General features: G+C 65.3%; 23 protein-coding genes. 9 read left to right on the plus strand and 14 right to left on the minus strand.

The genetic code is table 11. The features are described 5' to 3' along the window. Positions 1-4 precede the first annotated feature (4 nt). From pglZ to FB389_RS10125, 13 genes are all read right to left on the minus strand, one after another. Positions 5-2,500, minus strand: a complete 2,496-nt coding sequence (pglZ, locus tag FB389_RS10070) for a BREX-1 system phosphatase PglZ type A (protein WP_142113242.1) — start codon at positions 2,498-2,500, stop codon at positions 5-7. Continuing rightward, entirely contained in the window at positions 2,497-3,978 is a 1,482-nt protein-coding gene (locus FB389_RS10075; protein ID WP_142113244.1) for an AlbA family DNA-binding domain-containing protein, read from the minus strand. Before FB389_RS10075 ends, pglZ begins: the two co-directional genes overlap by 4 nt. 3 nt (positions 3,979-3,981) lie before the next feature. Further along, positions 3,982-4,779, minus strand: coding sequence for a COG1361 family protein (locus FB389_RS10080; protein WP_142113246.1), 798 nt, complete (start codon positions 4,777-4,779; stop codon positions 3,982-3,984). Further along, a complete protein-coding gene (gene pglX, locus FB389_RS10085) occupies positions 4,772-8,329 on the minus strand; it encodes a BREX-1 system adenine-specific DNA-methyltransferase PglX (protein ID WP_142113248.1) in 3,558 nt (1,185 codons plus the stop codon). Before pglX ends, FB389_RS10080 begins: the two co-directional genes overlap by 8 nt. A gap of 12 nt (positions 8,330-8,341) precedes the next feature. After that, on the minus strand, positions 8,342-11,863 hold the full coding sequence (gene brxC / locus FB389_RS10090) for a BREX system P-loop protein BrxC (RefSeq protein ID WP_142113745.1): 3,522 nt from the start codon (positions 11,861-11,863) through the stop codon (positions 8,342-8,344). Between the two features lie 5 nt (positions 11,864-11,868). Next, positions 11,869-12,468, minus strand: coding sequence for a DUF1788 domain-containing protein (locus tag FB389_RS10095; protein WP_094364311.1), 600 nt, complete (start codon positions 12,466-12,468; stop codon positions 11,869-11,871). Beyond that, positions 12,465-13,085, minus strand: a complete 621-nt coding sequence (locus tag FB389_RS10100; RefSeq protein WP_142113250.1) for a DUF1819 family protein — start codon at positions 13,083-13,085, stop codon at positions 12,465-12,467. Before FB389_RS10100 ends, FB389_RS10095 begins: the two co-directional genes overlap by 4 nt. A gap of 89 nt (positions 13,086-13,174) precedes the next feature. Further along, positions 13,175-13,375: a helix-turn-helix domain-containing protein gene (locus tag FB389_RS10105; protein ID WP_142113252.1), complete on the minus strand. Its 201-nt coding sequence runs from the start codon at positions 13,373-13,375 to the stop codon at positions 13,175-13,177. 136 nt (positions 13,376-13,511) lie between these two features. Further along, positions 13,512-13,964 (minus strand): lysophospholipase, encoded by a 453-nt coding sequence (locus FB389_RS10775; protein ID WP_246043618.1) that lies wholly within the window; start codon positions 13,962-13,964, stop codon positions 13,512-13,514. A 3-nt stretch (positions 13,965-13,967) separates the two neighbouring features. Then, positions 13,968-14,648 (minus strand): alpha/beta hydrolase family protein, encoded by a 681-nt coding sequence (locus FB389_RS10780; RefSeq protein WP_246043619.1) that lies wholly within the window; start codon positions 14,646-14,648, stop codon positions 13,968-13,970. Next, on the minus strand, positions 14,645-15,652 hold the full coding sequence (locus FB389_RS10115) for an MAB_1171c family putative transporter (RefSeq protein WP_142113254.1): 1,008 nt from the start codon (positions 15,650-15,652) through the stop codon (positions 14,645-14,647). The genes FB389_RS10780 and FB389_RS10115 overlap by 4 nt, the downstream gene beginning before the upstream one ends. Then, positions 15,649-16,113 carry a hypothetical protein gene (locus tag FB389_RS10120; RefSeq protein WP_142113256.1) on the minus strand — a complete coding sequence of 155 codons (465 nt, stop codon included), beginning with the start codon at positions 16,111-16,113 and terminating at the stop codon, positions 15,649-15,651. The genes FB389_RS10115 and FB389_RS10120 overlap by 4 nt, the downstream gene beginning before the upstream one ends. 61 nt (positions 16,114-16,174) lie before the next feature. Further along, positions 16,175-16,606 carry a hypothetical protein gene (locus FB389_RS10125; RefSeq protein WP_142113257.1) on the minus strand — a complete coding sequence of 144 codons (432 nt, stop codon included), beginning with the start codon at positions 16,604-16,606 and terminating at the stop codon, positions 16,175-16,177. Between the two features lie 311 nt (positions 16,607-16,917). Here FB389_RS10125 and FB389_RS10130 point away from each other — a divergent pair, with 311 nt between their 5' ends. From FB389_RS10130 to FB389_RS10170, 9 genes are all read left to right on the plus strand, one after another. Continuing rightward, complete coding sequence (locus FB389_RS10130) at positions 16,918-17,997, plus strand: ArdC-like ssDNA-binding domain-containing protein (protein WP_142113259.1); 1,080 nt, start codon at positions 16,918-16,920, stop codon at positions 17,995-17,997. After that, positions 17,997-18,929: a bifunctional DNA primase/polymerase gene (locus FB389_RS10135; RefSeq protein WP_142113261.1), complete on the plus strand. Its 933-nt coding sequence runs from the start codon at positions 17,997-17,999 to the stop codon at positions 18,927-18,929. The genes FB389_RS10130 and FB389_RS10135 overlap by 1 nt, the downstream gene beginning before the upstream one ends. After that, a complete protein-coding gene (locus FB389_RS10140; RefSeq protein ID WP_246043620.1) occupies positions 18,929-19,588 on the plus strand; it encodes a DUF2637 domain-containing protein in 660 nt (219 codons plus the stop codon). The genes FB389_RS10135 and FB389_RS10140 overlap by 1 nt, the downstream gene beginning before the upstream one ends. Next, complete coding sequence (locus tag FB389_RS10145) at positions 19,585-19,989, plus strand: hypothetical protein (protein WP_142113263.1); 405 nt, start codon at positions 19,585-19,587, stop codon at positions 19,987-19,989. Before FB389_RS10140 ends, FB389_RS10145 begins: the two co-directional genes overlap by 4 nt. Positions 19,990-20,082: 93 nt before the next feature. Further along, positions 20,083-20,970 carry a hypothetical protein gene (locus tag FB389_RS10150; protein WP_142113265.1) on the plus strand — a complete coding sequence of 296 codons (888 nt, stop codon included), beginning with the start codon at positions 20,083-20,085 and terminating at the stop codon, positions 20,968-20,970. Then, positions 20,967-21,974, plus strand: coding sequence for a ParB N-terminal domain-containing protein (locus FB389_RS10155; RefSeq protein WP_142113266.1), 1,008 nt, complete (start codon positions 20,967-20,969; stop codon positions 21,972-21,974). Before FB389_RS10150 ends, FB389_RS10155 begins: the two co-directional genes overlap by 4 nt. Before the next feature lie 36 nt (positions 21,975-22,010). Beyond that, positions 22,011-22,703 carry a hypothetical protein gene (locus FB389_RS10160; RefSeq protein ID WP_142113268.1) on the plus strand — a complete coding sequence of 231 codons (693 nt, stop codon included), beginning with the start codon at positions 22,011-22,013 and terminating at the stop codon, positions 22,701-22,703. 13 nt (positions 22,704-22,716) lie between these two features. After that, complete coding sequence (locus FB389_RS10165) at positions 22,717-24,333, plus strand: M23 family metallopeptidase (RefSeq protein WP_142113270.1); 1,617 nt, start codon at positions 22,717-22,719, stop codon at positions 24,331-24,333. Continuing rightward, the gene (locus FB389_RS10170) at positions 24,333-24,599 is read left to right on the plus strand and encodes a DUF6112 family protein (protein ID WP_142113749.1); all 267 of its coding nucleotides are present in this window, start codon (positions 24,333-24,335) and stop codon (positions 24,597-24,599) included. The genes FB389_RS10165 and FB389_RS10170 overlap by 1 nt, the downstream gene beginning before the upstream one ends. Before the next feature lie 14 nt (positions 24,600-24,613). On the opposite strand, the gene FB389_RS10175 is transcribed toward FB389_RS10170, so the two are convergent. Then, positions 24,614-25,480 carry a TIGR02391 family protein gene (locus FB389_RS10175; RefSeq protein WP_142113272.1) on the minus strand — a complete coding sequence of 289 codons (867 nt, stop codon included), beginning with the start codon at positions 25,478-25,480 and terminating at the stop codon, positions 24,614-24,616. Between the last annotated feature and the right edge of the window lie 83 nt (positions 25,481-25,563).

A 25,563-nucleotide genomic window follows, 5' to 3' on the forward strand; every position in this document is an offset into this window, starting at 1 on the left:
TCCTCTAGAAATCGAAGTCCGATGTGAATGAGCGCTTGAGCAGGTACTGAGCCCGCTGGTAGACGCGCCACTGGGCGGTGTTGGGTATCTGCTCTTCGAGCCGGAACTCGACCGTGCGGTTATTGAACTCGTTGGCGTCCTGGCTGAGGAGCATCCGTGCACTCTGGTAGCGGTCGCGCTTGTCCTCGGAGGGCTGGTCGAAGAGCAGCTTGGGCTGATTCGAGATCAGCGTCTCGCCTACGTAGAGGCCAGCCCGTAGCGTGCGGGCCTGGACCTTCTCGCCAACCGGCTCGGACTGGAAGAGCTTCACGACGAGCTGGCCGGTGGTGATCTTGTCCGTTTCGGGCAGCACCTCGACGTTGACGGGCCGAGTGTCGCTCTTGCGCTTCTTGTTGACGGTGAGCACCGGCACGACGATCTCCTGGAGCGCGGCGCCGCCGTGGACGAAGCGGGAGCCCGCCCCCGGCAGCTTGAGTCGATGGATCGACTTGGGAATCTGCACCTCAAGGTCGCTGCTTAGCCCGAGCTGTTCAGGCTCGAACTTCCGGAACGCGGGATCATCCTTGAGTCCTCGCCCGAGCACGTATCGGCGGTTCGTCACGACGAGCTCGTCGCCCTGCGGCTTGGTCGAGAGGTAGGAGGCATCGGCGAGCGCGGTGTCCTGGTAGAGGAAGCCGTGGTCAGCGGTCACCAGGATGTTCGTGGCGTTCGCGTTCGTCAGTCGCTTGATGAGGTCGACCAGTTCGCGCAACGCGTCATTGGCGGCCTCGAACACCTGACGTTCGGTGCGGGCCTTGTCGCCTGCGGCGTCAATCCGGTCGTGGTACACGTACAGCACCTGGTGCGCGCCGTAGAGTTCGCGCAGCTCGCCGCGCGGCATCGCGAGAACGTCCTCGGCCTGGATCGCGAACCCGTCCACCGAGGCCAGTACCTTGTTGCGGTTCGCCGTCCCGTCGGAACGCTGGCCGTCGACGAGCACCGGGTCACCATCGTGCGAGTGCGCCAGCATCTTGTGCGGAAGCAAGGCGGCCATGCCGAGTTGGGTGTAGCTCGGTAGCACACCGAGCATCGCGTCAAGCTCCGCGTCGAAGCGGTCTTCCTGACGGATACGTGAACCTAGTTCGTCGGCGACCTCGTAACGCAGCGCATCGGAGATGATGACCACGGCCTTCCGGTTGCCCTTCCTGATGACGGGCTCGACGTGATCGACGAAGAACCTTGTCTGCGGGCGCAGTGCAACCGATCGCCAGTCAGTCACGGCATCAACTTGCTGCTGCCAGGCGTTGCCGAGCTCGTAGAGGTATCGGTTCGCGTAGTGCTTCTCCACCTCGACCCGGAGCGCTTCGAGCGGGCCTGCGTACTCGGTTGTGCGGGCGGCAAAGTGGAACTGTCGGTAGAGCTGGTCGATGCGGAACCAGTGCTTGCGGTATCGGTCGAGTCCGTCATCGAGCGACGCGATCTCGAATCTCGCCATTGCGAGATCGCTCAGCAGGTCGGAAGCAGCGGAGAGCGCCGCGTAGAGTTCCCGGTACCCATCGACCCAGATGCTGCTCTGTCGGGCGCGGATCGTCTCGGACACCTCGCGTGCGCTCATGGTCCGCTCGACGATTGCATGCGCCAGCACGCTGATGATCTTGCGCTCCACGTCCTCAAAGAGATCGTTGCCCACTAGTTCGGCCAGCTCGGCATCCTCGATGCTGCTGGCGTAGTTGAGGCTTTCTGCTGTGCGCCGAGCCAGGGTGGCGAGGGCATCGGCGCTGCGCCGGTCGTTGCGTAGGCTCGCGAAGTCGAGCTGGATATTGCGCAGAGCTCCGGGTGTGTCCGACGCGAACCCGTTGATTGCCTGCCGGAACATCCACAGCACGAAGTCCTCGACGCTGGGCTCGCTTGCTTCGTAGTCGTAAATCTTGGCAACGCCGGACCAGTGGAAGCTGTCGAGCCCCTGCTCGGCCAGCGCGTCGTACTTGGTGCGCGCGCCACGCGCGTTCTCGATCAGCAATGCGCGCGTGAGCTCCAGCATGCTGTGCTCGCGCTGACCAAGCACCACGGCTGACATCTTCGCCCGCAACCTGTCGGCGTCATCGTCAGTCGTGAGCAGGGCCTTGAGACTCTGGACTCTCTTGGCGGCACGGAAGAACTTCTCGTGCTCCCGCACCACACCGTCGATCCCGCTACCGCTGAGACCGAGGTCCTGGCTCACAAGCGCGGTCCGGTCAGCGGTGAAGACTCCGTAGGCAAGCTCAAGATCGAGCAGCCAGTTGCCAGTACCCGGAGGCACCGGGGCGCCTCGGTAGAGGAGAAACTTGCCCACGGGCTCGTCGTGGAGGACGCGGTTCTTCACCGCGTACTCGTTGTTCTCGACCCGCACGGTGGTCACGCCGAGGAGATCAAGCGCGTCAAGGTCGGCGGCATACTCGCCGTCGACGTCGTGCCAGAAGACCAGGCGCTGTGACTCGAACCTCTGCTCCAGGTGAGGCAGGACGGCACTGAGCGAACTCATTCGGCGTCCTCCTGCCCAGCTAGCGCGACGAGACCGAGCTCCGTGATCCGATAGCGCTGGTCTCGACTCGTGGGCTTGTCAGGGAGTGTGCGCTCCAGCAGCCCTGACTCAAGGAGCGGCTCGATGTGTCGACGGAACGCGCGAGTCTGGTTCGTGATGCCCAGCGCCGCCATGAGATCCGCGCGGCTCGCTGGATCAACTCGGACCTGACGAAGAACTACAACCTCGGTCGACGAGAGGCTGGCTACCGGCCGACTTGGCGCCTCATCTTGGTGCCTTAGTGCCTGATCTTGGTGCTTCGCATCGGCACCAAGACCCGCGTCCGGTGCATGGGACGGCACGTAGATCGTGAACCGAAGCCGATCCATGACCTCTTCAACGCGCGGCTCAGGCAGCCCAGCCTCAGCGATCTGGTCATAGACGCGCTGGACACCGGTGCCCCACTGCTCCATGATCCCGGCCTCACGGAAGATGCGCGCGAGCGAGGGATTCCGCAGCCGAGAAGCGCGTCGCATCGACTCCACCGTCATCCCCGGCAGGAGCAAGCCAGGGCTGTCGACCTGGATTCGGTCGTCGTAGAACCCGACCCGGATGGGCGTCCCGCGTTCGGCATAGCTGGCATGCACCAGAGCGTTGACGACGACCTCGCGGATCGCCTCGACCGGGATCGAGTACGAATCACGTCGGCGCACTTCACCGAACACCGCCGACTTGTAGGCGTGCTTGAGGAGGAACTCCATGACCCGATCCACGGCAAGCGGCATCGGGCCGTGAATCTCGGTCTGATCGAAGATGTCGGTCCCACTGGGACCCCGCAACCGGCCGCACTGGACCCACGCGGACGGCAGAAATCGGGCGGGGTCGGGGCACGCGGCAAGAAGGCCCGCATACGTCGGGACGATCTCCTCTCCCTGCTTGACTGCGAGCCCGAGCGCGACGAGATCATCGACATCGGTACTGCGCCCGCGCAGCTCCGACAGCGCCTTCAGATCGAGATCATCCAGCGAGGCTCGTGGCTCAGGCAGGTCTTCGAACGCGACACCACGCGCGCTGCGCTCAAGTTCTGCCACCAGCGCAGGGTCGGCTTGCCGCGTCGTCGATCCTAGTCGAACATACACGCCGTGCTCGGGGCCTTGATCGGTCATGAAGTGCGGACGTCGGGTGCTCAAGGGCACGTCCACCACGAGGATTGTCGCCTCGCCAATGGTCACGAGGTCGATGGCCGGCACCAGCTGCGGCGAGATGCGATCCGCGATCAGACTGGTGATACGTTCTTCCTCCGTGAGGGGGTCGGCCACGCCGACGACCGTGCCGTCGTCGTCGACTCCGATGACCAGGCGGCCACCTGCGGAGTTTGCGAAGGCGACAATCGTGCGCAACGGCTTCGTCGGTGACGACAGGTCACGCTTGAACTCCAGGGTCTTCCCTTCAAGCGCCTGGAGGCGGCCGTTGGCATCAAGTTTCCCGAGCTGCTCCATTCGTCATCGCCTCCCTGTCCATCGCGCTCGACTACGCCGCGCTCTCATGGTTGGCTTACGTCGCGCTCCTCGAACGCTCACCGACTCGCTAAGGCCTTCTAGGCGCGAGTCGACTCTCTCGACGGCTGCGGCAATCTTCCGTTGCGCTTCGGTCTGCCATTTGAGCTGATTCCAGTTCTTGTTGTCGTAGTCGTCATCCGCGAGTGCGTCTGCCCATTGACCGAGGTCGAGAACCATCTGTTCGTCCTCGCCGAATGGCTCGCCGCGTGGGTCACGGTAACGTGCGACAACGGTGTACCGCTTGGGCATCAAGTCGTCCGACCAATAGTCTGAGGCGCGGCCCACGGAGTAGCGCACCGTGCGACCTGGTGCGAGGAACGGGATCACACCGTTGACCAAGTTCCGTTCGATCGCCTGCCCATGCCGCTCGTCGAGCGCTTGCGGCTTCGGGTCCCAGGTCAGCTCTACGTTGTGAGCCGGCGCTTGTCCGATGTTCCGTACCTCAATGAGCAGAAGGATCGACTTGAAGGCAAAGTCAACGACAACGTAGGGACGAGTCAGTTCCCGCTGAGCTTGCTGGTGAGCGGCTAGCTGGGCGAGCGCGACGGATGCAGCGACGGCAGCGATGAGAAACGTGAAGAAGGTCCAGATGGCTTGCCAATCTGATCCATCCGGCCATGGCCAACGGAGAAGCTTGCCAGCGAGCCAGGTGACAACGAAGAGGATCGCGACTGTCGCCAATCCCCAGGCAGCGCTCTTGCGCTGGGACCACGGGCGTCCTTGCTGAGGATCGTTACTCACGATTGGCCTCCAAGCCTGCGATCTTCTTGAGGGCCGGGTAGAACTTCGGATAGTTGGCCTTCACCCCATCATCGAGGTCGATGGCGACCTGCTGAGACGCCAGCGGGTAGAGCACGTCATGCTCGTACTCGCTGAGTTCCACCAGCACCTTGCGGAGCCGCTCGGCTTCCTTCAGTGCCGCTGCCTTCTCGCGAGGTGTACCGTCCCCGGCTGCGAGACGCTCCTGATGCTGGAGGTTCGCCTCCAGCTTCGACTCGAACTCGCGCAGGTACTCGTTCAGCACCGTTGAGACCGTGGACGGCGTGTAGCGGTGCATGTAGATCAGCGCGTTGAACGATCCTTTCGGGCTGGAGAACAGCCAGTAGATCGGGCGCTTCTTGTAGCGCTTCACATGGTCGTCGTAGAACCTCGACCGCCCGGCACGGGTAACGAAGTACTCCCTCAGATTCTTGACCCCAAGCGACTCCTCAACGAACCGGAGATTGTCCTCGAAGTGCTGCTCTCCGAAAGCCGCTCGCAGGAACTGGCGAAGACGCGCCACGATGTCGTCCTCGAACCAGTCGCCATCGACGATCGGGAGAACGTTGTCTGCATCGGGAGCGAAGGTCGGCGCCGACACCTTCGCGATGTAGTCCTGAAGCGTTGCCCCCTGGTCGGCGAGGATCAAGCCTGGCTTGTCGAGGCTGTATCGACCGAACATGCAGCCGACTGCATAGGACACAAGCTCAGAGATGGAGTCTAGATTCTCTAGCTCCAGATACTCTTCGATCTTCTTGCCAGGGCCGTAGCGAAACTCAACGTTTCGTGCCAACGACACACGATGGAGGGCCACATCGACATCCACTTCGTGCTCAAGTCCGTAGGCTTCAGCGGTCGTCCGGTTGTTCTCACTCTCGCGGGCCTGCTGAGAAGACGCGAACGTGGCCCAATGCGCTGAGACTGCGGCCGCGCGATCACCGAGATCGATTTCGGCTGGTTTGCCCTGATCTATGCGCAGACTCGAACCAACGAAATTCCATGATGTCTCGAACGAGTCCCAGTCCATCCTTGCCGCACTGATCATCTGTTCGACCGTCGCGCGCGGCGCTCCTGCGCAAACTGGCAAGCCAGCCATCTCATCCACGTTGTAGTTCAAGGTCGGAGAGGTGGCCTTCAGTAGCGATAGCGCGACAATTGAATTTGCGAATCCAATAACGTCTGCACTTATCTCCTCTGACTCTATGAAGAGTCCTCTTGATGCGTTGTCGAAGGCAAACCCTACGGGGTACATGCGGAACGCTGGGTCTCCCGAACTCACCGCAGTCATGCCGATGTGCTTTCGGAAAAAGTACTCGGTGTTCTGGGGACGTGCGCTGGGGTTCTTGCGAACCGAGTTACCATTGGACTCCCAGTCCAGTACGAACTCCTGATTTCCGTACCATTTGCGGAAGTCTCCACCTTTGTCGTATGGAATCCAACGGGCACTGCGCTCAGCCAACTGCGCTGCCGACTCGCAGTTGGTAGCCAGTCGGTTGCCGCTGACTTCCCACCATCTCCGCAGGTAACGATTAACATCACCAGTTTGGAGTCCTACCTTCGGTTCGGCGATAGTTCGAAGAGGTTTCCCCACCGTGAATGCGTTTCGCATGGCACTGGAAAGCCAGTAGGCGAATGGATGCCCTGGAACCTTTGCAAAGTCACCGGGGTTGACACGGTGCATGTGCCGCTCCATGCCATCAGTCGTTCCGCTAGGCTCCGCCTTCCTTCTTCGATCCGCCTGTATGATCTCAAGCGCCTTAGGTCCTTGAACATTCGGGCCAATGAAGTCAGACAGCCGCACGAAGGCTGCGGATACGTCCCGATGGCCACGCTGTGCCACGTACGCACAGATCGGCACTGTCGCTCCATCAAAGCCCGAATACTCCAACTGAATTAGCGACATGACTGTTTCTCGCTCGACCAGACGCTTCCGTATGGGCAGATAGGAGCCGATGAACATCCAAACGAATGGGGTCATAAGCCCCACAAGCCCACCGGCGACCGCTGCGTCAAGGCATCGGTGAATAAACATCGCGAACAAGTCGGACTTCGAGTCCGCATACTCCAACTTGGCAAATGCGGCGAGGGCTGGGTCCATATTTTTCGACCCCATGTAGGGCGGGTTCGCCACGACCACGGCATAGCGGGGTGTGAGGAACTCGGCCTGCCGCAAAGCGCGCCTAGCCCGCTGGATGATGTTATCGAAGATCAAGTCGCCCTTGTCGTCAAGCGTCGACACATGTTGGGCAAGTCGGAGGCTCAGGTCTGGATCGGGGTCGATGAGGGCACCGAGCAAATCAGCTCTAGCGAACTGGTTCCAGAACGCTTGCTCTGCGTGCTTGTCGCCGCCTCTGGTGACGAGGGAGTCCAAGTCGTCGGGACTAAACGCAATCGGACCAATGACGCAGATGTTCGGCTCGACCCGCCTGCTGAGGAACGTGCGCTGCCTCGCACGAGCCTTCATTGTGAGCGCGAAGGCTGCCAGTGCGCCTGCGCGCGGGTCGATCTCGGTGCCGTAGATGTTGTGGGTAAGGATCAGTTCGGGAATCTCGGAGGGTGCGTAGCCTTCTTCTTCGTAGATCGCGTAGAGCAGGTCGAAGGCGTAGGTGAGCATGTGGCCGGAGCCGCAGGCAGGGTCGATGATCTTCAGTTCCTCGGGGCTGCTGATCGTGAGGAAGTCTGTCTCCTCATCAAGAGGGGCGACGTAGTAGTCCATCTGCTCGATGAGCCGAGAGGACGGATGGTTGAGCATCCAGAGGCGGCCGAGGGAGTTCTCGACGAGATAACGAACGATCCAGTGTGGGGTGAAGAGCTGGGTCGCGGCGGGAATCTCAGCGGTGCCTGCCTTCTTGCCTTTCTTAAATCCGGCGAAGACTTCGTCTTTCCGCTCAGCGATGTAGAACTGGTAGAGCCAGCCGATGACCTCAACGTCGCGGCAGACCTCTGCTGTGAGCGTCGATGCGGCCTTGCTGAGGATGGAGTCCGCGGCGAGAAGGTTCGCGGGGATCAGGAGTTCGGTGTAGTCGCCCTCGCGCTCGAACATGAACGGCATCGAGCGGTTCCAGTAGCGGCAGTACTCAGCGAGTAGCAGGGTGTAGGCCTCACCCTGGGCGTCTGTACTGGGGCGGGTTCCGTCGAGGAGTCCAGTGATGGCATCGAGGGTGCGCTTGTTGCTGACAACAGCGGGGTCGATGCTGCCACGCTTGGCATCTGCGAGTATCTCTGGCTGCCCGGTCTGCTGGCCGTGGGCTGGCGAGACCACGCCAACACCGGTGTAGCCGTTGGCGTCCATGAAGCGGAGGGCGATGATGCGGTTGAACCAGGTGTAGGCGACCTTGTCGGCCACAGCATCCTTGCCCTTGGCTCCGCCGCCGGCGGCCGCGATGTCGCGTTCGAGCATGGTCACGGCGCGCTGGTTCTCGACTCGCTCCGGCGATGCTGGTGCGAGCACGGCGGTCAGGCGGGCGCTGACCTGAGTGATGAGCTCGCGTCTGGCCCACGTGCCGAAGCTCTTCAGCGGTGAGGTTTCCATGCGTTTCGTCTCCTACAGCGCGATGCGCTTATCGTCGTTGAGGGCCTGGACCAGTGCGGTGCGCAGCGCATCAAGGTAGCGATCGACGTCCTCCTCGGTTTCCAGCACGCCGCTTATGCCGGTGGCGCTGATGCTCTTGACTGAGACCGTCTGCTTCTTGATCTGTGCCGGGGCGTGCTCATCGCCTCCGTTCGCATCGTTGCTGCGAGGAGAGGCTGCGAGCTGATCGAGGATGGCCGGGTAGGTGCGTTCCTCGAAGGTGTTCGCGATCTCCCGGACGACGGCAATCTGGTTCTCCCGATCGATCCGGTCAAGGATCGCGCTGACCTTCTGAGTCACGCTGTGCTGCGCTCCGTCGGTTGCTTCGAGATAGATCGTGCTGGTCTGAAGCGGTGCCCATCGGGAGTCGATCTCCAGGAGTGCTCCGTCGCGGTTTGCGACGAGCGCCTCGTCGATGCGGGCTTGGAGTTCGACGGTGGCGGCCTTGAGCTTCGTCATCCGGTTGCCGCGGAAGGCCTGCGGGTCGGCGAGGAGCTGCGCCACATCCTGGCTGCTGCCGGAGGGCAGGTAGTTCAGGTTGCTCGCGTTGCTGGCGAGCAGCTCGGTTGCCTCGTCGTAAATCTTGCGCTGGGCACCGCCGAGGAATGCCTGGATCGGGTCGATGAGGTCGCTCTTCGCATCGAGCAGATCGTCGGCGATTGCGAAGTCGGTCAGGTACCAGTCGTCGGGCTTGCCAACGACGGACTCCAGTAGAGCAATCGGCGCATCGAGCTGAGTCACGAATGGGTATTTCGAACCGCTGACTCGCGCCTTGAGTTCCTCGCACTTTGCCCGAAGGCGTTCGCTGGTGTGCCGGGCAAGTTCGAGCGGGTCTTTCGGCACGGCAGGTTCGTCGAAGAAGTCCGTGCAGAACGCGCGCAGTGCCGCAATCTTGCGCTGGTCGAAGGTCTTCTGCGGAGCGACGACGGCGTGGGAGTGCTTCTGCGTGTTGCGCAGTGCGGAAGCGACTTCGCTGCGCTTGAGGATGTTCGAGTCGACAGTGAGGGTGATCTTCGAGGTGCCGACGAGCCAGGCTGTGACGCACTCGATGGAGGCCAGGTCCCAGCCGTAGGGCTTGGCCTGGAAGTGTTCGATGATCTTCTTGACGGTCACCTGCTCGCCGAGCCGATCACGCTGCAACAGGTACGACAGCACCTCGTCTGCCGGTGCTGCGAGCGCATGGATCGAGGCGTCGTCGATCATCCCGGACTGGTCGGGGTTCGCGAACCCGGCAACTTGCTGCTCGGAGTAGGTCCGCCCGTCAAGGAGGCTCAGCTGGGTGTAGGTCCGGGCAATGAGGTCTTGGAACCCGTCAGTGATCCGCGTGACCGCATCCTGTGACGCCACACTGAGGTCCGCAGCATTGATCACGAGATCGGCACGTCCCACGGCCCGTCGGATGCGCTCGACAAGTTCCTTCTCCCGCTGAGCGTTCTGAGTCGCCTTGGCGCGCAGAATCTGCTCCTCGACCGGAGACAGCGAGCTGGTCTGCTTGCGTTTGGTGTACTTCTCGGTCTTGATCAGCAGCCGCAGGTCGGCCAAAACACGGTCGTCGGGAGCGAGGATCACACGGAGCTCGTCCTTGCCTGCCGAGTGCATCCGAATCTCTTCCGGACCGTACGGGTATTCGGGAGTGATGAAGTGCAGTGAGAGTTCGCGCTGCTGGCCGAATGCCTGGTCGTCGAGCTTGTACCCGAACGGGAAGTCCTGCCCGTTCTTGGTGTAGCGGAGCTTGGAGGTCTTGACGACATCGCCGGACAGAATCTTGTTCAGCCGGGTGGAGACCTCGGAGGAGTCAATCTCGACGTTCTTGATCTCTTCCTCGATCACCTGCTCTTCGTTGGTCAGGTACTCGTAGACGTTGCCGTTGCGCTGCACGTAGGTCTGCGTCTCCAGCAGCGTCAGCGCTTCCTGAACCTGCTTGGACAACGCGGGCAGATCGAGCCCGAATCGGTCGTAGACCAGCACAGTCAGGTTGCGCGGGGTGGCCTGGAAGCTCTCCACGTACTTCACCAGGAAGAGCGCCTTGAGTAGCCGCACCGCGAGCATGGTGACCAGTGAGCCGCTGTCGGGGAGGTCACGCTCGGCGCGGTCGATCGAGCGCTGTGCTGCGGACTTCAACGACGCGCGGATGCCGGCGAACATCGCGTCAAAGGTTGCCAGTGACCCGATCTCGACATCGCCGATGTCCTTGGCGACCTGCTGGACGACGCCGAGCATGGAGCGTTCTCCGACGGAGCTGTTGCGGCCCTCGAACACGTTGTGGTCGGAGATGCCCTCGATCGCGGCCTGGAACAGCGGGAATTGATAGCTCACGAACGGGTAGGTGCCGACGAAGTGGGCTTCGTCGGTGAAGTTTCGGTAGGTCTTGGCGCCATCAACGAAGTCGAACAGGGTCTTGAAGTTCGCTGACTCCTGCGCGTAGACCGCTTCGAGCACCTGCGTGCCCTTGTCGTTCTTCTCCAGCAGGCGCTTGCGGATGACCTCTTCTACGTCGGCGGAGGTGAGTTTCACGCGGGTCTTGAACCGCGCCTGAATCTTCGAGAAGTCGTAGCCCTGCTGCTTGGTGCGGTCGCCGACCACCTTGTCCATGTCCTCTTGCGAGGTCACGAACACCCAGGCCCGTCCGCCGCACTTCGTGTTGAGGGACTCTGCGATCGTCTGAAGGTTCAGCATCAGATGGGTGTTGGAGCCGATGAACTGCCCGACCTCATCGACGAAGAAGTTGAGCCGGTAGCCGGCAGGCTGCTTGTTCAGCCAGGCGCGCACCTCGTCGGCGAAGTCCTCGATCGACACCGAGTAGGTGTCCTGATAGGTCTTCAGGATGTCGGGCGCGGTCGTCGCGTCCAACCCGGTGATCTGTGCGTATGCCTCGTTGACCTGGCGTCGCACAGTGGGGAGCCCGAAGCTCGGCCGGCGCTCTACCCAGTCCCGGCCCGACACCTCAAGGAAGGCGTCTTTGAACGCGTCGAGCTGGCCCTCGTCGTCGAGTTGCCGCTCGAACCGCGCGATGTGACCCTGGTCGCCGTAGTAGCCGCGGGACTCGTCGAATACCTTCACGAACACGCGTAGTAGGGCGTCGGTCTGATCCTTGCTGATCAGGGTCGCCTTCTGGTCGATGTTGAACAGGAGGCTCTTCGCCGGGATGCGGTCAGCCTTGTGGAGCAGCGGCGGCAAGAACGCATCCGTCGCCTTGGCGCGGAAGCTCTCCGAGACACGCTCGCGAGGGAAGTTGTCACCCTCCACGTCGCCGAGGAGGTGTGCGAGCATCTTCAAGAGGTGCGATTTACCGGAGCCGAAGAAGCCCGAAATCCACACGCCGTTCGCGTTGGTGTAATCCGTGTACGCCTCAAGCAGCAACTCCAGCCCCTTGGCGGCCTCGTTGGTCAGGACGTACTCGTCGACCTCGGTGCCCAGGTGCGCAACGTCGTCGGCCTTGATGACGCCCTCGATGGGCCGCTGGACGTCCTTGGCGAAAATCTCGGTGAGCTGCATAACGGTCACGGTTCCTGTTCCAGAATGTTCTTGGCGCGGTAGTACTGGTCGTCCTTCAACCTGCCGAACAGCACCAGCGATGAGCCGAGCGTGTCGGACTGCTCGTAGCGGCCGGGGAAGAACATGAGCATCGGCCGGCCCACCACAACGCTCTGCAAGTTGTTGAGCACGTTGTGAGACCGGATGTAGGGGAAGACCTCGCCGATCCCGGTCAGGAACACGATGTCGAACTCGCCGTCTGCGAGCCGCTCTCGGATCGCGGGAGCCAGGTGCTGCTGCGGGTTGAGCATCGACTGCAGCATCTCCGTGAACTCGGCCTTGTCCAATTCGGGCTCGACCTCAAGCACTTCATCCCAGTCGCCGCGCTGCTTGAGGACGTCGACCGACAGGTCGTAGAGGTTGATCTCGCGTACCTCGATGCCCTTGCCGGCCAGGCGGTTCTTGACGCGCTTCTTGGCCTTCGCCACATCAAGCGCGTGCTCCGGCTCGTAGGGGTAGATGAAGAACGGGACCTCGTTGGACAAGCCCTCCATCTTCAGGAAGCGCTCGCCACTGAGCACCGCGAACAGATGCTCCTCCTGGCGCGAAAGTTCATGGGGCGTCACAACGAGACCTCCTTGATGTCGCGGGCCGGGAGGTAGCGGAGGTCACTTGGTAGCTGAACGTCGAGTGCGTCCCGGACACGCTCTGACAGGGCCGCGTTGACGATCTCGCTGCCTGCAAGCAGTCCAGCCTCGGTCAGCATGCGGAACACGGTCGACCGGAGCTTCTGCAACGTCGAGTCCTTCACCTCTACGAGCTCGGGGTGCCACAGCGCCTTCCCACGAACGAAACTGTCGAAGTCGTCGTATCCCAAGGTGGGAGTGAGTAGGAGGAAGCGCTCGCGTACTACCTCTTCCGCGAAGTCGCCGATGAGCGCGTAGCGACGGCATGCGGCGACCCACATCAGGTGACCGCGTTCGCTGGGGCTGGCGTCTCGCAGCAACTCCAGCTCCGGGTCCGTGAGCACCGCCAATCGCTGCGCGACCTCGCGCGCCAACCGGAATCCGGACGAGGCGGTTCGAGCCTGGAGCAAGTTCTTTGAACGGAGCCGGTCTCGAACCAGACCCCAGTCACGAACTTCCAAGAAGAGCGGCGCGGCGATCACCGCCTCCCGAGTCAGGAGGGCACCACTGGTGAAGGACAGGGCGTATCGGTCCTGTCCCTGAGACGTGATGCTCATCTGGTGCCTCCTTCTGGTTTTGGGCAGTGGATCAGGATATGGGGTGCCACCGACAAAGTGTCAGCGGCGGCTCGAAGTGAGCGACGCGCTCACCCTGGCGGGGAGGGTTCGGAGGCGGCGGCAGCGCCGCCTCGTCGCACCCAGTCGTCGATCTCGCTGGCTTGGAACTTCCAGAGGCGTCCGACCTTGTGGGCGGGCATGGCCTTCTCGGCGATCCAGGTGTAGACGGTGTCTTTGGTAACCCCGAGGTGGGCGGCGATGTCGTCAGCGGACAGCCACGGCTCAGCCACGTTGGTCCTCCCTCGCTCAATGGCCCAGGCAGGCCAACACCCACGATGATACCTGCGGAGGTACGGCTTGAGTTGGGTTTCTCCGGGCGTGGCCGAACGAGACAGGTTTCGAGAGTGGCCGCTGCGTGCGCGCCGATCAGCGTGGGATGCGCACCTTGAGCCAGGCGGTCACTGCGTTCTGCCACCAGTCGGGGTCAGCATTCCAACAGAGGGTGTAGCCGGCGTCGAAGGTCTCCAGTTCGACGAGCTCCGGGCGGGCGTCTCGGAGTGCTTGTGAGAGCCGGATCGGCACGGAGTCGTCTCGGGTGCCGTGGAGGATCAGGGTCGGCGTGTTGAGCTCTACGGCTCGGGATGTCCAGTCGAAGGAGCGAAGTGGGATGCGGCCCGGCAAGCCGACGGTGCGAGCCAGCGGGGCGAGGGTGAGCCACGGGATCGCGAGGTGCCCGGCTGCTGCGGGCAGTCCGCTTTGGACGCAGTTGGCCTTGATGACCTCGGCCCAGTTGAGGACTGGTGAGTCGAGGACGAGCGCGGCAATCAGCCCCTCGTGTCGAGGCCGGTCGGCCAGCTGAAGGGCGATCGCGGCACCCATTGACTAGCCGAAGAGCACGATCTGCTGGGCTCCCCGTCGGACGGCGTATCCGATGGCCTCGTCAACGTCGCCAGTCTCGGTGTGCCCGAGGGTAGTTCGGCCGGTGCCGACAGGTGGCCCTTCTGCGGTGTTGCGGTAGCTGACGACCAGGGAGGTGTAGCCGAGTTCGGTTGCGGCGCGGACGCCGCGGAGGGTGCCGGCACGGGTGCTGCCGAGGCCGTGGATGTGGATCGCCCAGGTCGAGGGGTCGCCGTCGATGCGCCAGGCCGGGCACGGCCCTGCGGGGGTAGTGATGCTGATGTCGCGTGCGTGGAGTCCGGCGTCGGCTGGGCTTGCGTAGTAGATGCCGCTCCAGGAGGCACGGTCGCCGACCTTCGGAGTGAGGCCAGGTGTGGTTCCTGTGATCCTGCGCGCGACGCGAGTAGGTCCGCGATCGACGATCTCTGCGGAGAGCTGTGCCCAGCCGCCGTGATCGAACCAGAGGTTGTAGATGCCGTCGGCGGTGGTCTGGCCGGTGCGGTCGAGCACGATCAGGTGGGCGTCTTCGTCGTGCTCGATCCCTTGGATCGTGAGGTCGAACTTCCGTGGACCGACTGGCGCGGTCAGCTGCCGGGCGATCATCCACCCGAGACCAGAGACGGCTGCTGTCGCGATCCCTGCTCCGACGGTGAGGTGGCCGATCATCGGGCACCGTCCTCTTCGTCTACGCGTGGCGGAGCGACGGCTGTTCGGTCGTGTCCGAGGAGGTGGCTCTCGGCGCGTTCGAGCAGTGTGCGTTCGGTTCGGCTGGTGCGGAACGTGATGCGGGGGTCGATCATCGCGTCACGGATTTCGACGATCTCTCGGTGCAGTCGTCCTTCGGGGTCTTCCGTGCGCGCGGCGGGCGGGTCTGCTTGGCTCAGACCGGGCCGCAGATGCGTCGCTCGGTTCCAGAGTGACTCCAGCTGTGCCGCGAGGGCGGATGTGCGCTTGTCGCGCAGGTAGTGCTGGGCGCGGCGGACGGCGGGTTGTGCAGCGAATCCGGCGCAGAGGAACAGGAACGTCAGGAGCGACAGTGGCCCGTAGGCGGGTTGTACGGCGTGCATGAGGTCGAGCCGGCCGGTGACGTGGGCGATGTCCATGACGATCACGGCGAGGCAGAGTGCGACGCCAAAGGCTGACCCGAGCGTCAGCAGTGCTGCGGGCAGGCGTTGGATGCCGGTGCTGTGCCGGTATCGCCGTGCGGCGAGAGTCAGCATCGTGGCGATGACGATGCCGCCGTAGCTGAAGTTGATGATCGAGTACGCGGCAGTGGCGGGTTGAGCGCCGAGATCGCTCATGAACTGCGTGGTCGTCGGGCCGCGGTCGATGAACAGGAACGTGATGGTGATCGAGAGGAGCGAGATCACGAGCATGGGGACGCTGACGGCGGCGCGGACGAGCCCAGGCCGGTACTCGCCGGACTTCATGACGCCACGTCCGAGGAAGAAGAGTCCGGTCATCAGCAGGGCGTCCGCGAGTAGGGTCGCGAGGCTCGTGCGGCCGAGGAGCGGATCGACGACTGTATAGATGCCATCGACGCCCAGCGTCATCGCGATGGCGATGGCGAGTGCGGCGTAGGTGATGTTTCTGTCGGTGCGTTTGCGACGGAAGATGAGCAGGCTCGCCACGAGCGCCCACATGAGCGTCGCGACGAGCGTCTGGATCATCCGAAGACCTCCGAGTAGGCCGATTCGGCGAACATCGCCCCTCGGATGCCTGCGGCGAGCCGGTCGGCGAGGGACTCGGCGGCGATCTCGGTCTCGCTGTCGAGGTCTTGCCGAGAGAGCAGGCGTCCTCGGGTGTAAGGCGGGATGTTGGGCAGCAGCGCCTCGCCGACGGTGCAGTCATCGCCGTCGCAGTGGCCGAGGATCATGTGGGCCAGCTCGTGGAGGACGAACTGCTGGCGGTGGAGTGCGGAGTCGCTGCGGGCGTGGATCACGATGTCTTCGGCGTCGGCGACGAACCAGAGCGCGCAGAGGCCGTCGTGGGTGTCGAGGTCTGCGAGCTCGACGATGCGCAGCCTGCGGTGCCGCCGGTCCTGGACGGTGTGGCGGAGGTCGTCGAGGGTGAAGGTGTTGCCGAGCTGAAGGCCCGCGACGGCCGCCGATACGGTCTGTTCGATGTTCACGGTTCGCCCCTTCTCAGTGGGGAGCAGGGACCGGTGGCGGCTCCGTGTCGCGCGGTACCGGTCAGTGCTCAGGCATGTGTGTCATTTCCTCGTCCAGGAACTTGGTGATGGCGTGGAGGGCTTTCGGCGAGATGTCGCCGAGGGTGCGGGCTGCGTAGGACTTCACCTTCGCGGCACGCATGGACCGAACCAGATCGAGCTGCGCGGAGACCTTCTCGGGGGTAGCGGCACCGTCCTCGCCGAGCAGGAAGGCGGCGTCCACGTCGAAGAACGCGGCGAGCCCCTCGAAGACGGCGGGGTCTTGGACGTAGCGGTGGCCGTTGACCATGTACGTCCAGCGCGACCGCGACAGGCTGGTGCCTCGTTCTTGGAGGTAGTCGGCGATCTGCGAGTAGGTCGGTTCGGTGCCGGACTCGGCGACGGCGACGTCCATCAGGAGCCGTAGACGTTTGGCGAGGTCTTCGGCCGCAGCCTGGCTCTCGTCTTCGGTCATAGTGGCTGACCCCCTTCCCTTCGCGACGGGCAAGGCATCGATGTGATCCACCCGGAGGGTGGTTGTGCATGCTCAACCGTACTCGTTGAGCATGCACAAATCAAGGCTTGCGCATGCTCAACGATGGATGTTAGAACAGGACTCCGGGACATTTTGAGCATGCTCAATGCTCGGTTCCGGTCTCGGCTCGGGCTGCCTCAAGGAGGTGAACGATGTCCAGCTCACGGTCCGGGCGCGGGTGTTCGCGCCTACCTGCCAGGTGTACCGCCGCGCGCAACCTTGGCGCGGCCCGCCGAAGAGGAGGCAGGAGCATGGCATCGAACGAGGACCCCCGCGCGGTGCGAGAGGCGAAGCTCGACGAGCTGCACGAGAAGCTGACTGGCGCGGTCGAGTCGCTGGTCTCGGGCGACGACTGGCGCCAAGCGCTGGCCTTCGCGGCACGGTTCCGGTCGCGGTCGTTCAACAACACGATGCTGATCTGGGTGCAGCACGAGGCGGCGTTCGAGACCGGCCGGGTGCCCGAGCCTTTCCCGACTCTGGTTGCCGGGTACCGGCAGTGGCAGGGCCTCGGTCGGCAGGTGATGAAGGGTCAGCCGGGCTACATGATCTTCGCGCCCGTGACGGGCCGGTTCGCCTCGTCCAATCCTGCCGATCCGAACTCCTGGCGTCGTTTGGGGCCGCGAGAGAAGCACAAGGTCAACGAGGTCGTGCGCTGGCGGATGGTCGGAGCGCGCCCAGCCTACGTGTGGGATGCCTCGCAGACCGACGGTGAACCGCTGCCAGTGCCGCCCGCTCCGACGCTGCTGGAAGGCGAAGCACCTTCGGGGTTGTGGGAGGGGCTGGCCGGGCAGATTCACGGCGCGGGGTTCGAGGTGCTGCGGGTCCCGCACGAGGGGATCATCTCCGGCGCGAACGGCATGACCGACTACGAGGCGCGCACGGTCGCGGTGCGGGAGAACATGGACCCTGCCGCGCAGGTCAAGACCCTCGCACACGAGCTGGCGCACGTGCTGATGCACGATCCCGACGACGAGGAAGCGCGGCAGCATCGCGGCATCCGCGAGGTCGAAGCCGAGTCCGTCGCGCTGATGATCGGTGCCGCGCACGGCATGGACACCGCCGGGTACACGATCCCGTACGTCTCGACCTGGGCCGCCCGCGTGGACGGCCAAGAGCCCGTCCAGGTGGTGCAGGCCACCGGCGAGCGGGTGCGGAAGACCGCGCTGGCGATCCTCGACCAGCTCGACACGCTCCAGGTCGGCGACGGCACCCCGCCCGGCCTCGAACGCGACACCCCCAGTCCGCGAACTTCCCGTGCGGCTGCGCATGGGGTGGAGGCGGATCGTCCGCGTGTTGCGCCGGTGCCAGCGCTGGCAGGGCGAGGGCTGTGATGCCTGAAGCATTCGATGTCCTGGCGGCGCTCATCCGTGTGGATCGCGAGCCAAGCCTGGCGTTCGCGGCGGGCGCCCTCGCGGCGGCCCGCGTGCCCGTGTTCCCGTGTCTGGTCGAGGGGAAGCGTCCGCTCACCCGTCGTGGGTTCCTCGATGCGAGCAGCGACCCGGAACAGGTCGCGGCGTGGTGGTCGCGCACACCGGACGCGAACATCGGCATCCCGACGGGCGCTGCATCGGGCGTTGTCGTCGCCGATGTCGATGTCCATGGCCCCCACGATGGCCGCGCGGCATTCGAGCGCGCCTCCGAGGCGGGGCTCGTCGATGGAGCGGGTCTGCTGGTGCGCACACCCACCGGTGGCGCGCACGTGTACTTCCCGGCGACACAAGGCAGGGAGCAGCGGTCGTGGCAGGCAGCTGACGTGGGCGTCGATTTCCGGGGCGACGGCGGCTACATCATCGCTCCGCCTTCCCAGCGAATCATCGACGGTCATGTGAAGCGCTACGAGGTCGCCGATATCGCCGCGCACTCGGTCGGGACGGTGGACGCGGCCCGGCTGCGGGACTTTCTCGACCCGCGCCCCGTCGCCCCGTCGCGCGCCAGCAGCGGCTCGATGGATGTGGATGCTGAGCGGTTGGCGGCTTGGGTCGCGGGGCGGGGTGAGGGTGAGCGGAACCGGGGCCTGTTCTGGGCCGCTTGCCGCCTTGCCGAGAATGGCGTCTCGGCCACGGACGCGCTCGATGCGCTGGGTTCTGCGGCACACTCGGCGGGTCTGGGTGATCGCGAGATCACCACGACCGTGCGCTCCGCCTACCGAGCCACCCAGCCCGCATCGGAGGCCACGTCCGATAGCCGGAGCCAGAGCGCGGGTCGCTGGTTCGGCCGCGCGGCGAGCCCACCCTCCGCAGCCTTGGGGAGGGCCGGGCTGTGATGCGTGAATCGGAAGGGCGGCGCTGGGCCGCCATGACAGCGGCCGCGGGGACGGTGTTCATCGCCGCCGGCGCGTTCTGGCTGTCGTTCACGTCGCTGGCCGACCTGGCCGCTCGCTCCGGGATCGGGGCGGGGCAGGCGTGGGCGTGGCCACTGATTGTGGACGGCATCATCGTGGTCGCCACGGTCGCCGTCGTCGCCCTCGCCGGGCAACGCTCGGCCTGGTACCCGTGGGCGCTGCTGGTCGGCGGCGCGCTCGTCTCGGTGACAGCGAACGCCATTCACGCTGTCGTCGCCGCAGACGCCGACGTGCCACGGATGCTCGCGGCCTCGGTCGCCGCGGTGCCGCCCGTCGTGCTGCTCGCCATCACGCACCTGACCGTGATCCTCACCCGCACCACCGACCCGGCCACCGCACTTGCCGCCGCTGCGGAGTCGATGCCTGCGCTGCCGCCTGGCGAGACGGAGGTCACCCGTCGCGAGGACGGTGTGGCGGATCGGCGGGCGTTGGGGTGGGAGCTGCGCGAGGCGGGCTGGTCGAACAAGCGGATCGCCCGCGAACTCGGGGTGCATCCCTCGACGGTGGGCCGCTGGTTCGCCGTCGCGCACCTCACTGACACCACCGACACCGCCGACGAGCGGGAGGAGACGACCCGATGAACACCACTGAGAACCCACAGCACAACGACCCCGCCAGGTCCGATCCGGCACGGCTGGTGCCCGAGGAGCGGCGGGAGCGCCCCGAGCCCGTCGAGGCGACGAGCACGCCGGAGGCGGTGCGGGCCGCGCAGCTCGCCCGCGACGACAAGCAGCACGCGCTCGTTCGCGGGCGCGGCGTGGAGTGGGTGCGCCCCACCGACCTGATCGCCCGCCACTCGGCGCACGCGGCCGGCCGTGGCCTCGACTTCCAGGCCGAGCTCGCACGCCGCACCCGCACCCCGCTCGGGGCCGGCGTTCGTCGTCTCGGGGATCGTGCCCGTCGGTTGCCTCCGATTTCGGCGTTCGGGCGCAGCACCGCACCTGCCTCGCAGGTGTCCCGCTCTGGGGTCTCGATGAGTTGACGGCGGTGAGAGGTCATGGCTGCGACGGCATCGGCATGCAGGACGCGCTCGTGGGAGCGAGTGCGCACCTGCCTGCCAGGAGGTGCCGACACCATGACCACACCAACCAGCACCAACACCGAGCCGACGGCCCACGGGGCTGAGGACTTCACCACTGGCGAGGGCCTGCGTGCCCTGCTCAATCGCCTCGCCGAGGGCGGCGAGGACGCCTGGGTTCACGACCCGGTGGCCCGCGACCTGATGGAGTTCGCCGCCGACAAGTACCGCGCTCTCGCGAGGAAGCACAAGCTCGACACCTGGGAAGCGGTCACGGCGGCGTTCGACGCGATGCAGTACCGCTCGACCCGCGAGGCCAACGATCCGTGGGCGATCATCACCCACGCCGTGCGGATCACCTGCGTCTACGAGGAACGCGCCCAAGGGCTGCTCTGCTCGGTGCACCAGGCCCGCCGCGCCCACGTCTCGGCTTTCCACGACCCCGAACGATTCTCTGAACGCGACACCGCGCTGGCCGACTACCATCCCGCGTTCCACACCACCGACCTTCGTCCCAGCGACCTCGAACCGGAGCCGCGCGACGGACTCGGGTCAGCGCAGGCGTGCATGTCCGCTGGATCGGCGGCCGAGGACGCCATCGCGATGCTGTGCCTGCTCGACTGGCCCGCCGACACGGCAAGGGCCGCTGTCGAGCACGTCTGCGGAGCGTTGATGAAGGCCGGCACACGCCAGTCCGCCTACGAGACGCTGCGCCGCGATCGGCACGCGCGGGCACTGCTCGACCTTCCGCGCCGCTCATGGGCCGCGTTACTGAAGGCACTGCTCGGGAACCCGCACCCGGCCTACGTGGCCACCAGTAGTGGTCGCGGTGTCCTGCTCCGGCTCCTCTTGGGCGAGACCCTTGATCTGCTGCTTCGCGACGAGGACCTGATCCTCGCGCTCGCGCTCGCCGCTCCGAACGGTGGAGGCGGTGAGCCCTCGTGACCGAGCCACAGATCGGCAGCATCCAGCTCGACCGCACCGTCGATTCGATCGTCGTCGGAACACGGCACCGCGCCGACCTCGGCGACATCGAGACACTCGCCGCGTCCATCAAGCGCGACGGACTGCTGCAGCCGCTCACGATCACCATCGACGGCGTGCTGGTGTGCGGGGCGCGACGGCTGGCCGCGATCAAGAAGCTCGGCTGGCGCACCGTCAACGTCTGGGTGCGCAGCGGCCTGTCCGACCGGCTCGGGCAGCTCCTCGCCGAGCAGGACGACAACATGCTGCACAAGCCCTACACCCAGCTCGAAGCCGCCGGCCTCTACCGGGAACTCAAGCAGGTCATGGCCGAAGACGCCGCCCGCCGCAAGAGCGCTACCCAGTTCAGCAGCGAGAACCAGCCAGGAAACGACGGTGGTGCAAACTTTGCACCACCGTCTAACGGGCCACTCGGGAAGAGCCGTGAACAGGCGGCGGCGATGATCCCCGGCGGTGCCTCGCATACGACGTTGGAGAAGATCGGGTACCTCGAAGACATCGCCAACAACCCCACCCAACCCGAGACCTTGCGCGCCGAGGCCGCCGCCGGGCTGGAACGGATCGAGGCCGGAGAGCCGGTGCATCCCATCTACCAGGCGATCCGCGACGCCGACACCACCGAACGGGAGCGGCGCGAGGCCGAACTGCACGCCCGCGCCGAAGCAGCCGTAGCCCGCGCAAAGGCGATCAAGAAGGGCAAGCGAACCCCACCCCGCCCGCTGCCGCTCGTCACCGGTGACGGGCAACCCGTCCGCTACCCGTTGCGCGCGTTCGTGCAGACCTGGGGCGAGCTGACGAACTGGTGGACCCACTACGACGCCGACACCCTCGCCGGTGAACTGACCGACGAGCAGTTCGAGAACTTCCTCGCCACCACCGACGGCACCCTCCGATTCGCCGACGCCCTCCGAGCCGCACGCGAAGGCACGACGGCGACGGAGCGGCCACGCCTCCGCGCGCTCTGACCACAGGCACAGGTGCCGGGTGCGCACCTGCTCGGCATGAGCCCTGCAGCCACTGACACCCGGAACCGCCGCCGACTCGTCGCCCTCATCGCCGCCGGCATCGTCCTGCTGCTCCTGGCCAGCGTCGGCGTCTACGGACTCCTCACCGGCCCGCGCAGCAACACCAGCCCCCAGCAAGACCCGGAGCCTGGCCCGACCACGACGGCACCGCCGACCGCCGCACCGAGCACGCCTCGGCCGCCGCAGGTTCCAGCGGATCCACGTTCGACCAACCCAGAGACGTTCGCGCAGGGCGTCGCGTCAACGCTGTTCGCCTGGGACACCGCCTCGGGGCTGTGGCCGCTGGACTACACCTCGGCGATCCTCACGGTCGGTGACCCCAGCGGAGACGAGCAAGCAGGGCTGGCCTCCGACGTCGCGACGTACCTGCCGACCCGCGACGCCTGGATCGAGCTACGGCAGTACACCACCCGCCAGCACCTCACCATCGACACCGCGTACATCCCCGACGCCTGGGCCGAGGCCGTAGCGCAGGCCCAACCAGGGCAGCTCGCGGCAGGCACGACGGCCGTCACGATCGAGGGCACACGGCACCGTGCCGGGGTCTGGAACGGGCAGCAGGTGAACAGCGAGAATCCGGTCGCGTTCACCGTGTTCGTCGTCTGCGCACCGACCTACCCGACCTGCCATCTGCTGCGGCTGTCGCAGCTCGACAACCCTCTGCGTTGAAGGGGTTGGTGTCGTGTTCCGCAAAGCCGCCATCGCAGCCCTGGCGCTGCTGTTCTTCGTCCCCGCCGCCACGCTCCTCGGGATCGGGGTGCTGATGAACCCCGCCGCCGCCTACTGCGCCACCCCTGCCGGGACGGTTAACCTCGGCCCGATCCCGGACTCGCTCACCGTGACCACCGCGAACGGCGAGACCTTCACCCTGAACCGTCAACAGCTCACGCACGCGGCCACGATCATCACGGTCGGCAACGGCATCACCGACGTGGGCCGGCCGGGAATCAAGATCGCGCTGATGGCCGCGCTCACCGAGTCCACGCTGCGGATGCTCACCAACACCGACGCCTACCCGGAGTCGGAGAACTATCCGAACGACGGCAACGGCGGCGACCACGACTCACTCGGTCTGTTCCAGATGCGCCCCCAATCCGGGTGGGGCTCGGTCGCAGAGTTGATGGACCCGAACTATCAGGCGCGGGCGTTCTTCGGCGGGCCGACAGGACCGAACTACCCCTCACCGCGCGGCCTGCTCGACATCCCCGGCTGGCAACAGATGGACCCCGGCGAGGCCGCCCAAGCCGTCGAGGTCTCCGCCTACCCCGACCGCTACCGCAACTACGCGTCCGTCGCCGACAGCGTCCTCGCCGCCCTCACCAGAGGAGGCAGTCCCGCTGGCGGCGCGGGTGGCCCTGCGGTCTCGTCGTCGCGTGTGGTGTTCCCGCTGCCCGAGGGCACCTGGGTGCTGACCTCGCCGTTCGGGATGCGGGTGCACCCGATCACGGGCGAACGGAAGATGCACACCGGCACCGACTTCGCAGCGCCCGATGGCACGCCGATCCTCGCCGCCGCTGACGGCACCGTGACCGTCGCGGAGTTCTCCGGCGGGTACGGCGGCCTCATCGTCATCGGGCACACCATCGACGGCCAGACCGTCGTTACCGCCTACGCGCACATGTGGCAGAGCGGCATCCACGTCCACGCCGGAGACCGCGTGACAGCGGGGCAGCACATCGGCGATGTCGGCTCCTCGGGCATGAGCACCGGAGCACATCTGCACTTCGAGGTCCGCCCCGGCGGCACAGGCGGCGACGCCATTGACGCCGCTGCCTGGCTCAACCAGCACGGAGCCGCGAACCTCCCCACCGCGACCAGCGGATCACCAGCCGTCTGCAACACCGCCGGGACGCCCGGGGCACCTGGCGGCGTTGATGGAGACCCCGACCGACTCGTCGACGATCCCACCAGCAACGGGCAAATCACCGCCCGAATGCTGCACCTCTACCAACAGACCCTCGCCGCGTTCCCCAACACCGGCTGGGGCTGCTACTCACCCCGCCCCGGCACGAAGTCAGAGCATCCCCTCGGACGCGCCTGCGACATCACCTTCGGCAACCAGATCGGCCAACGCCCCAACCCCGCGCAACTCGAAGCCGGCTGGCGAGTCACGAACTGGATGAAAGACAACGCCGACGTACTCGGCGTCCAGTACCTCATCTGGCAAGGCCAAATCTGGTCCCTCGCCCGCGACGCCGACGGCTGGCGACCCTACAACGGCGGCGGCATGCACGACCCCGCCTCCATCACCGGCGGCCACTACGACCACCTCCACGTCACAGTCAAGGCAGTTGCGTGATGGGCGTGTTCCCCGACTTCGACGGCCTCGGCGGCATCGGAGACCTTCGCGCCATCGTCGGCGCGCTCCTGACCTTCGTCCTCATCGTCGCCGTCCTCATGCTGATCGTCTCGGCGATCGTATGGGCCATCGCGACCGCGCACGGCAACTACGCCACCGCCAGCAAAGGCCGAACCGGAGCCCTCGTCTCCCTCGGCGCCGCAGTCCTCGCCGGAGGCGGCGTCGCTTGGATGAACTGGCTCCTCACAGTCGGGTCGAGTCTGTAGCTGAAGGGCTGTGCTTACTCGCCCGGCTGGTCTTCGTCGGCGCTTGAGGGCTCGCACCGATCGAGCAGTCGCGCGAGATAGCTGTAGGCGGCGAGGCGTTCCATCGCTTCTTGCTCTGACAGCTCAGTGCGCGTATGCGTCGTCACGTTGCGGACCGTCAGGTTCAGGCCGGTGGCCAGCAAATTGAGTGCCTTCGCGAGCGGTTCGAGACCGCCGCGCATGCTCTTCACCGTCTTGTCGTCCAACGCTCCTCGCCAGGTGAGTTTCGGTTTGCCTGGTTCCGGCGCGCCGGGTGAGAGCGTCTGCTGCCAGAAGACCGTGTCATCGACATCGTTCCGGCCGAGCCGTTCCTTCCAGTGGACTGTGAGGCCTTCGGCTGCCTCGCGGACTGCCACTCGGTACTGGTGCGTAGTCCAGTGTGCGGAAGCGCCGGACCAGACCACAGGGTGGAACTGCGCGGGGGCGAAGGTCGGCAAGTCAGAGTCGGTGCGGGACTCTGCGTCCACGATCATCGCGTCCAGTCTGCCCTTGACGTTGGCGGTCGTCGTGCGGATGTCCCGAGGTGCAATCGGAGCCTTTGGTGCAGACATGAACGACCAGTTGGAGATCGGGTCTATCGCTCCGATGCCCGCGATCGCAATGTAGGCGCCAGTTACCGAAACGGCGCTCGCTGCCACGCCGGCAGCCTCCGCGACCGCGAGTTCGAGACGTTGAACCTCGTTCTGATCCTGGCCTTCCTTCGTCCAGACGGTCGGAAAGAGGCCGCGTGCGGACATGTGGTCCGATTCGACCTGCGTGCTCATCCACGCGTTGAACGCCTCCTCGAACTTCTCGACGGCAGTGCGTAGTCGCTGGAGGTAGTCCACCCCGTACTGACTCATGTTCCTTGCACCTCTCGATCCCGCGATCCCGTGCGGACGAGCGACGCCCGGACTCCTTCAAGGCTAGGGGCGGCCACTGACAA

This window comes from Rarobacter incanus, assembly GCF_006715765.1.
Classification (GTDB): domain Bacteria; phylum Actinomycetota; class Actinomycetes; order Actinomycetales; family Cellulomonadaceae; genus Rarobacter; species Rarobacter incanus.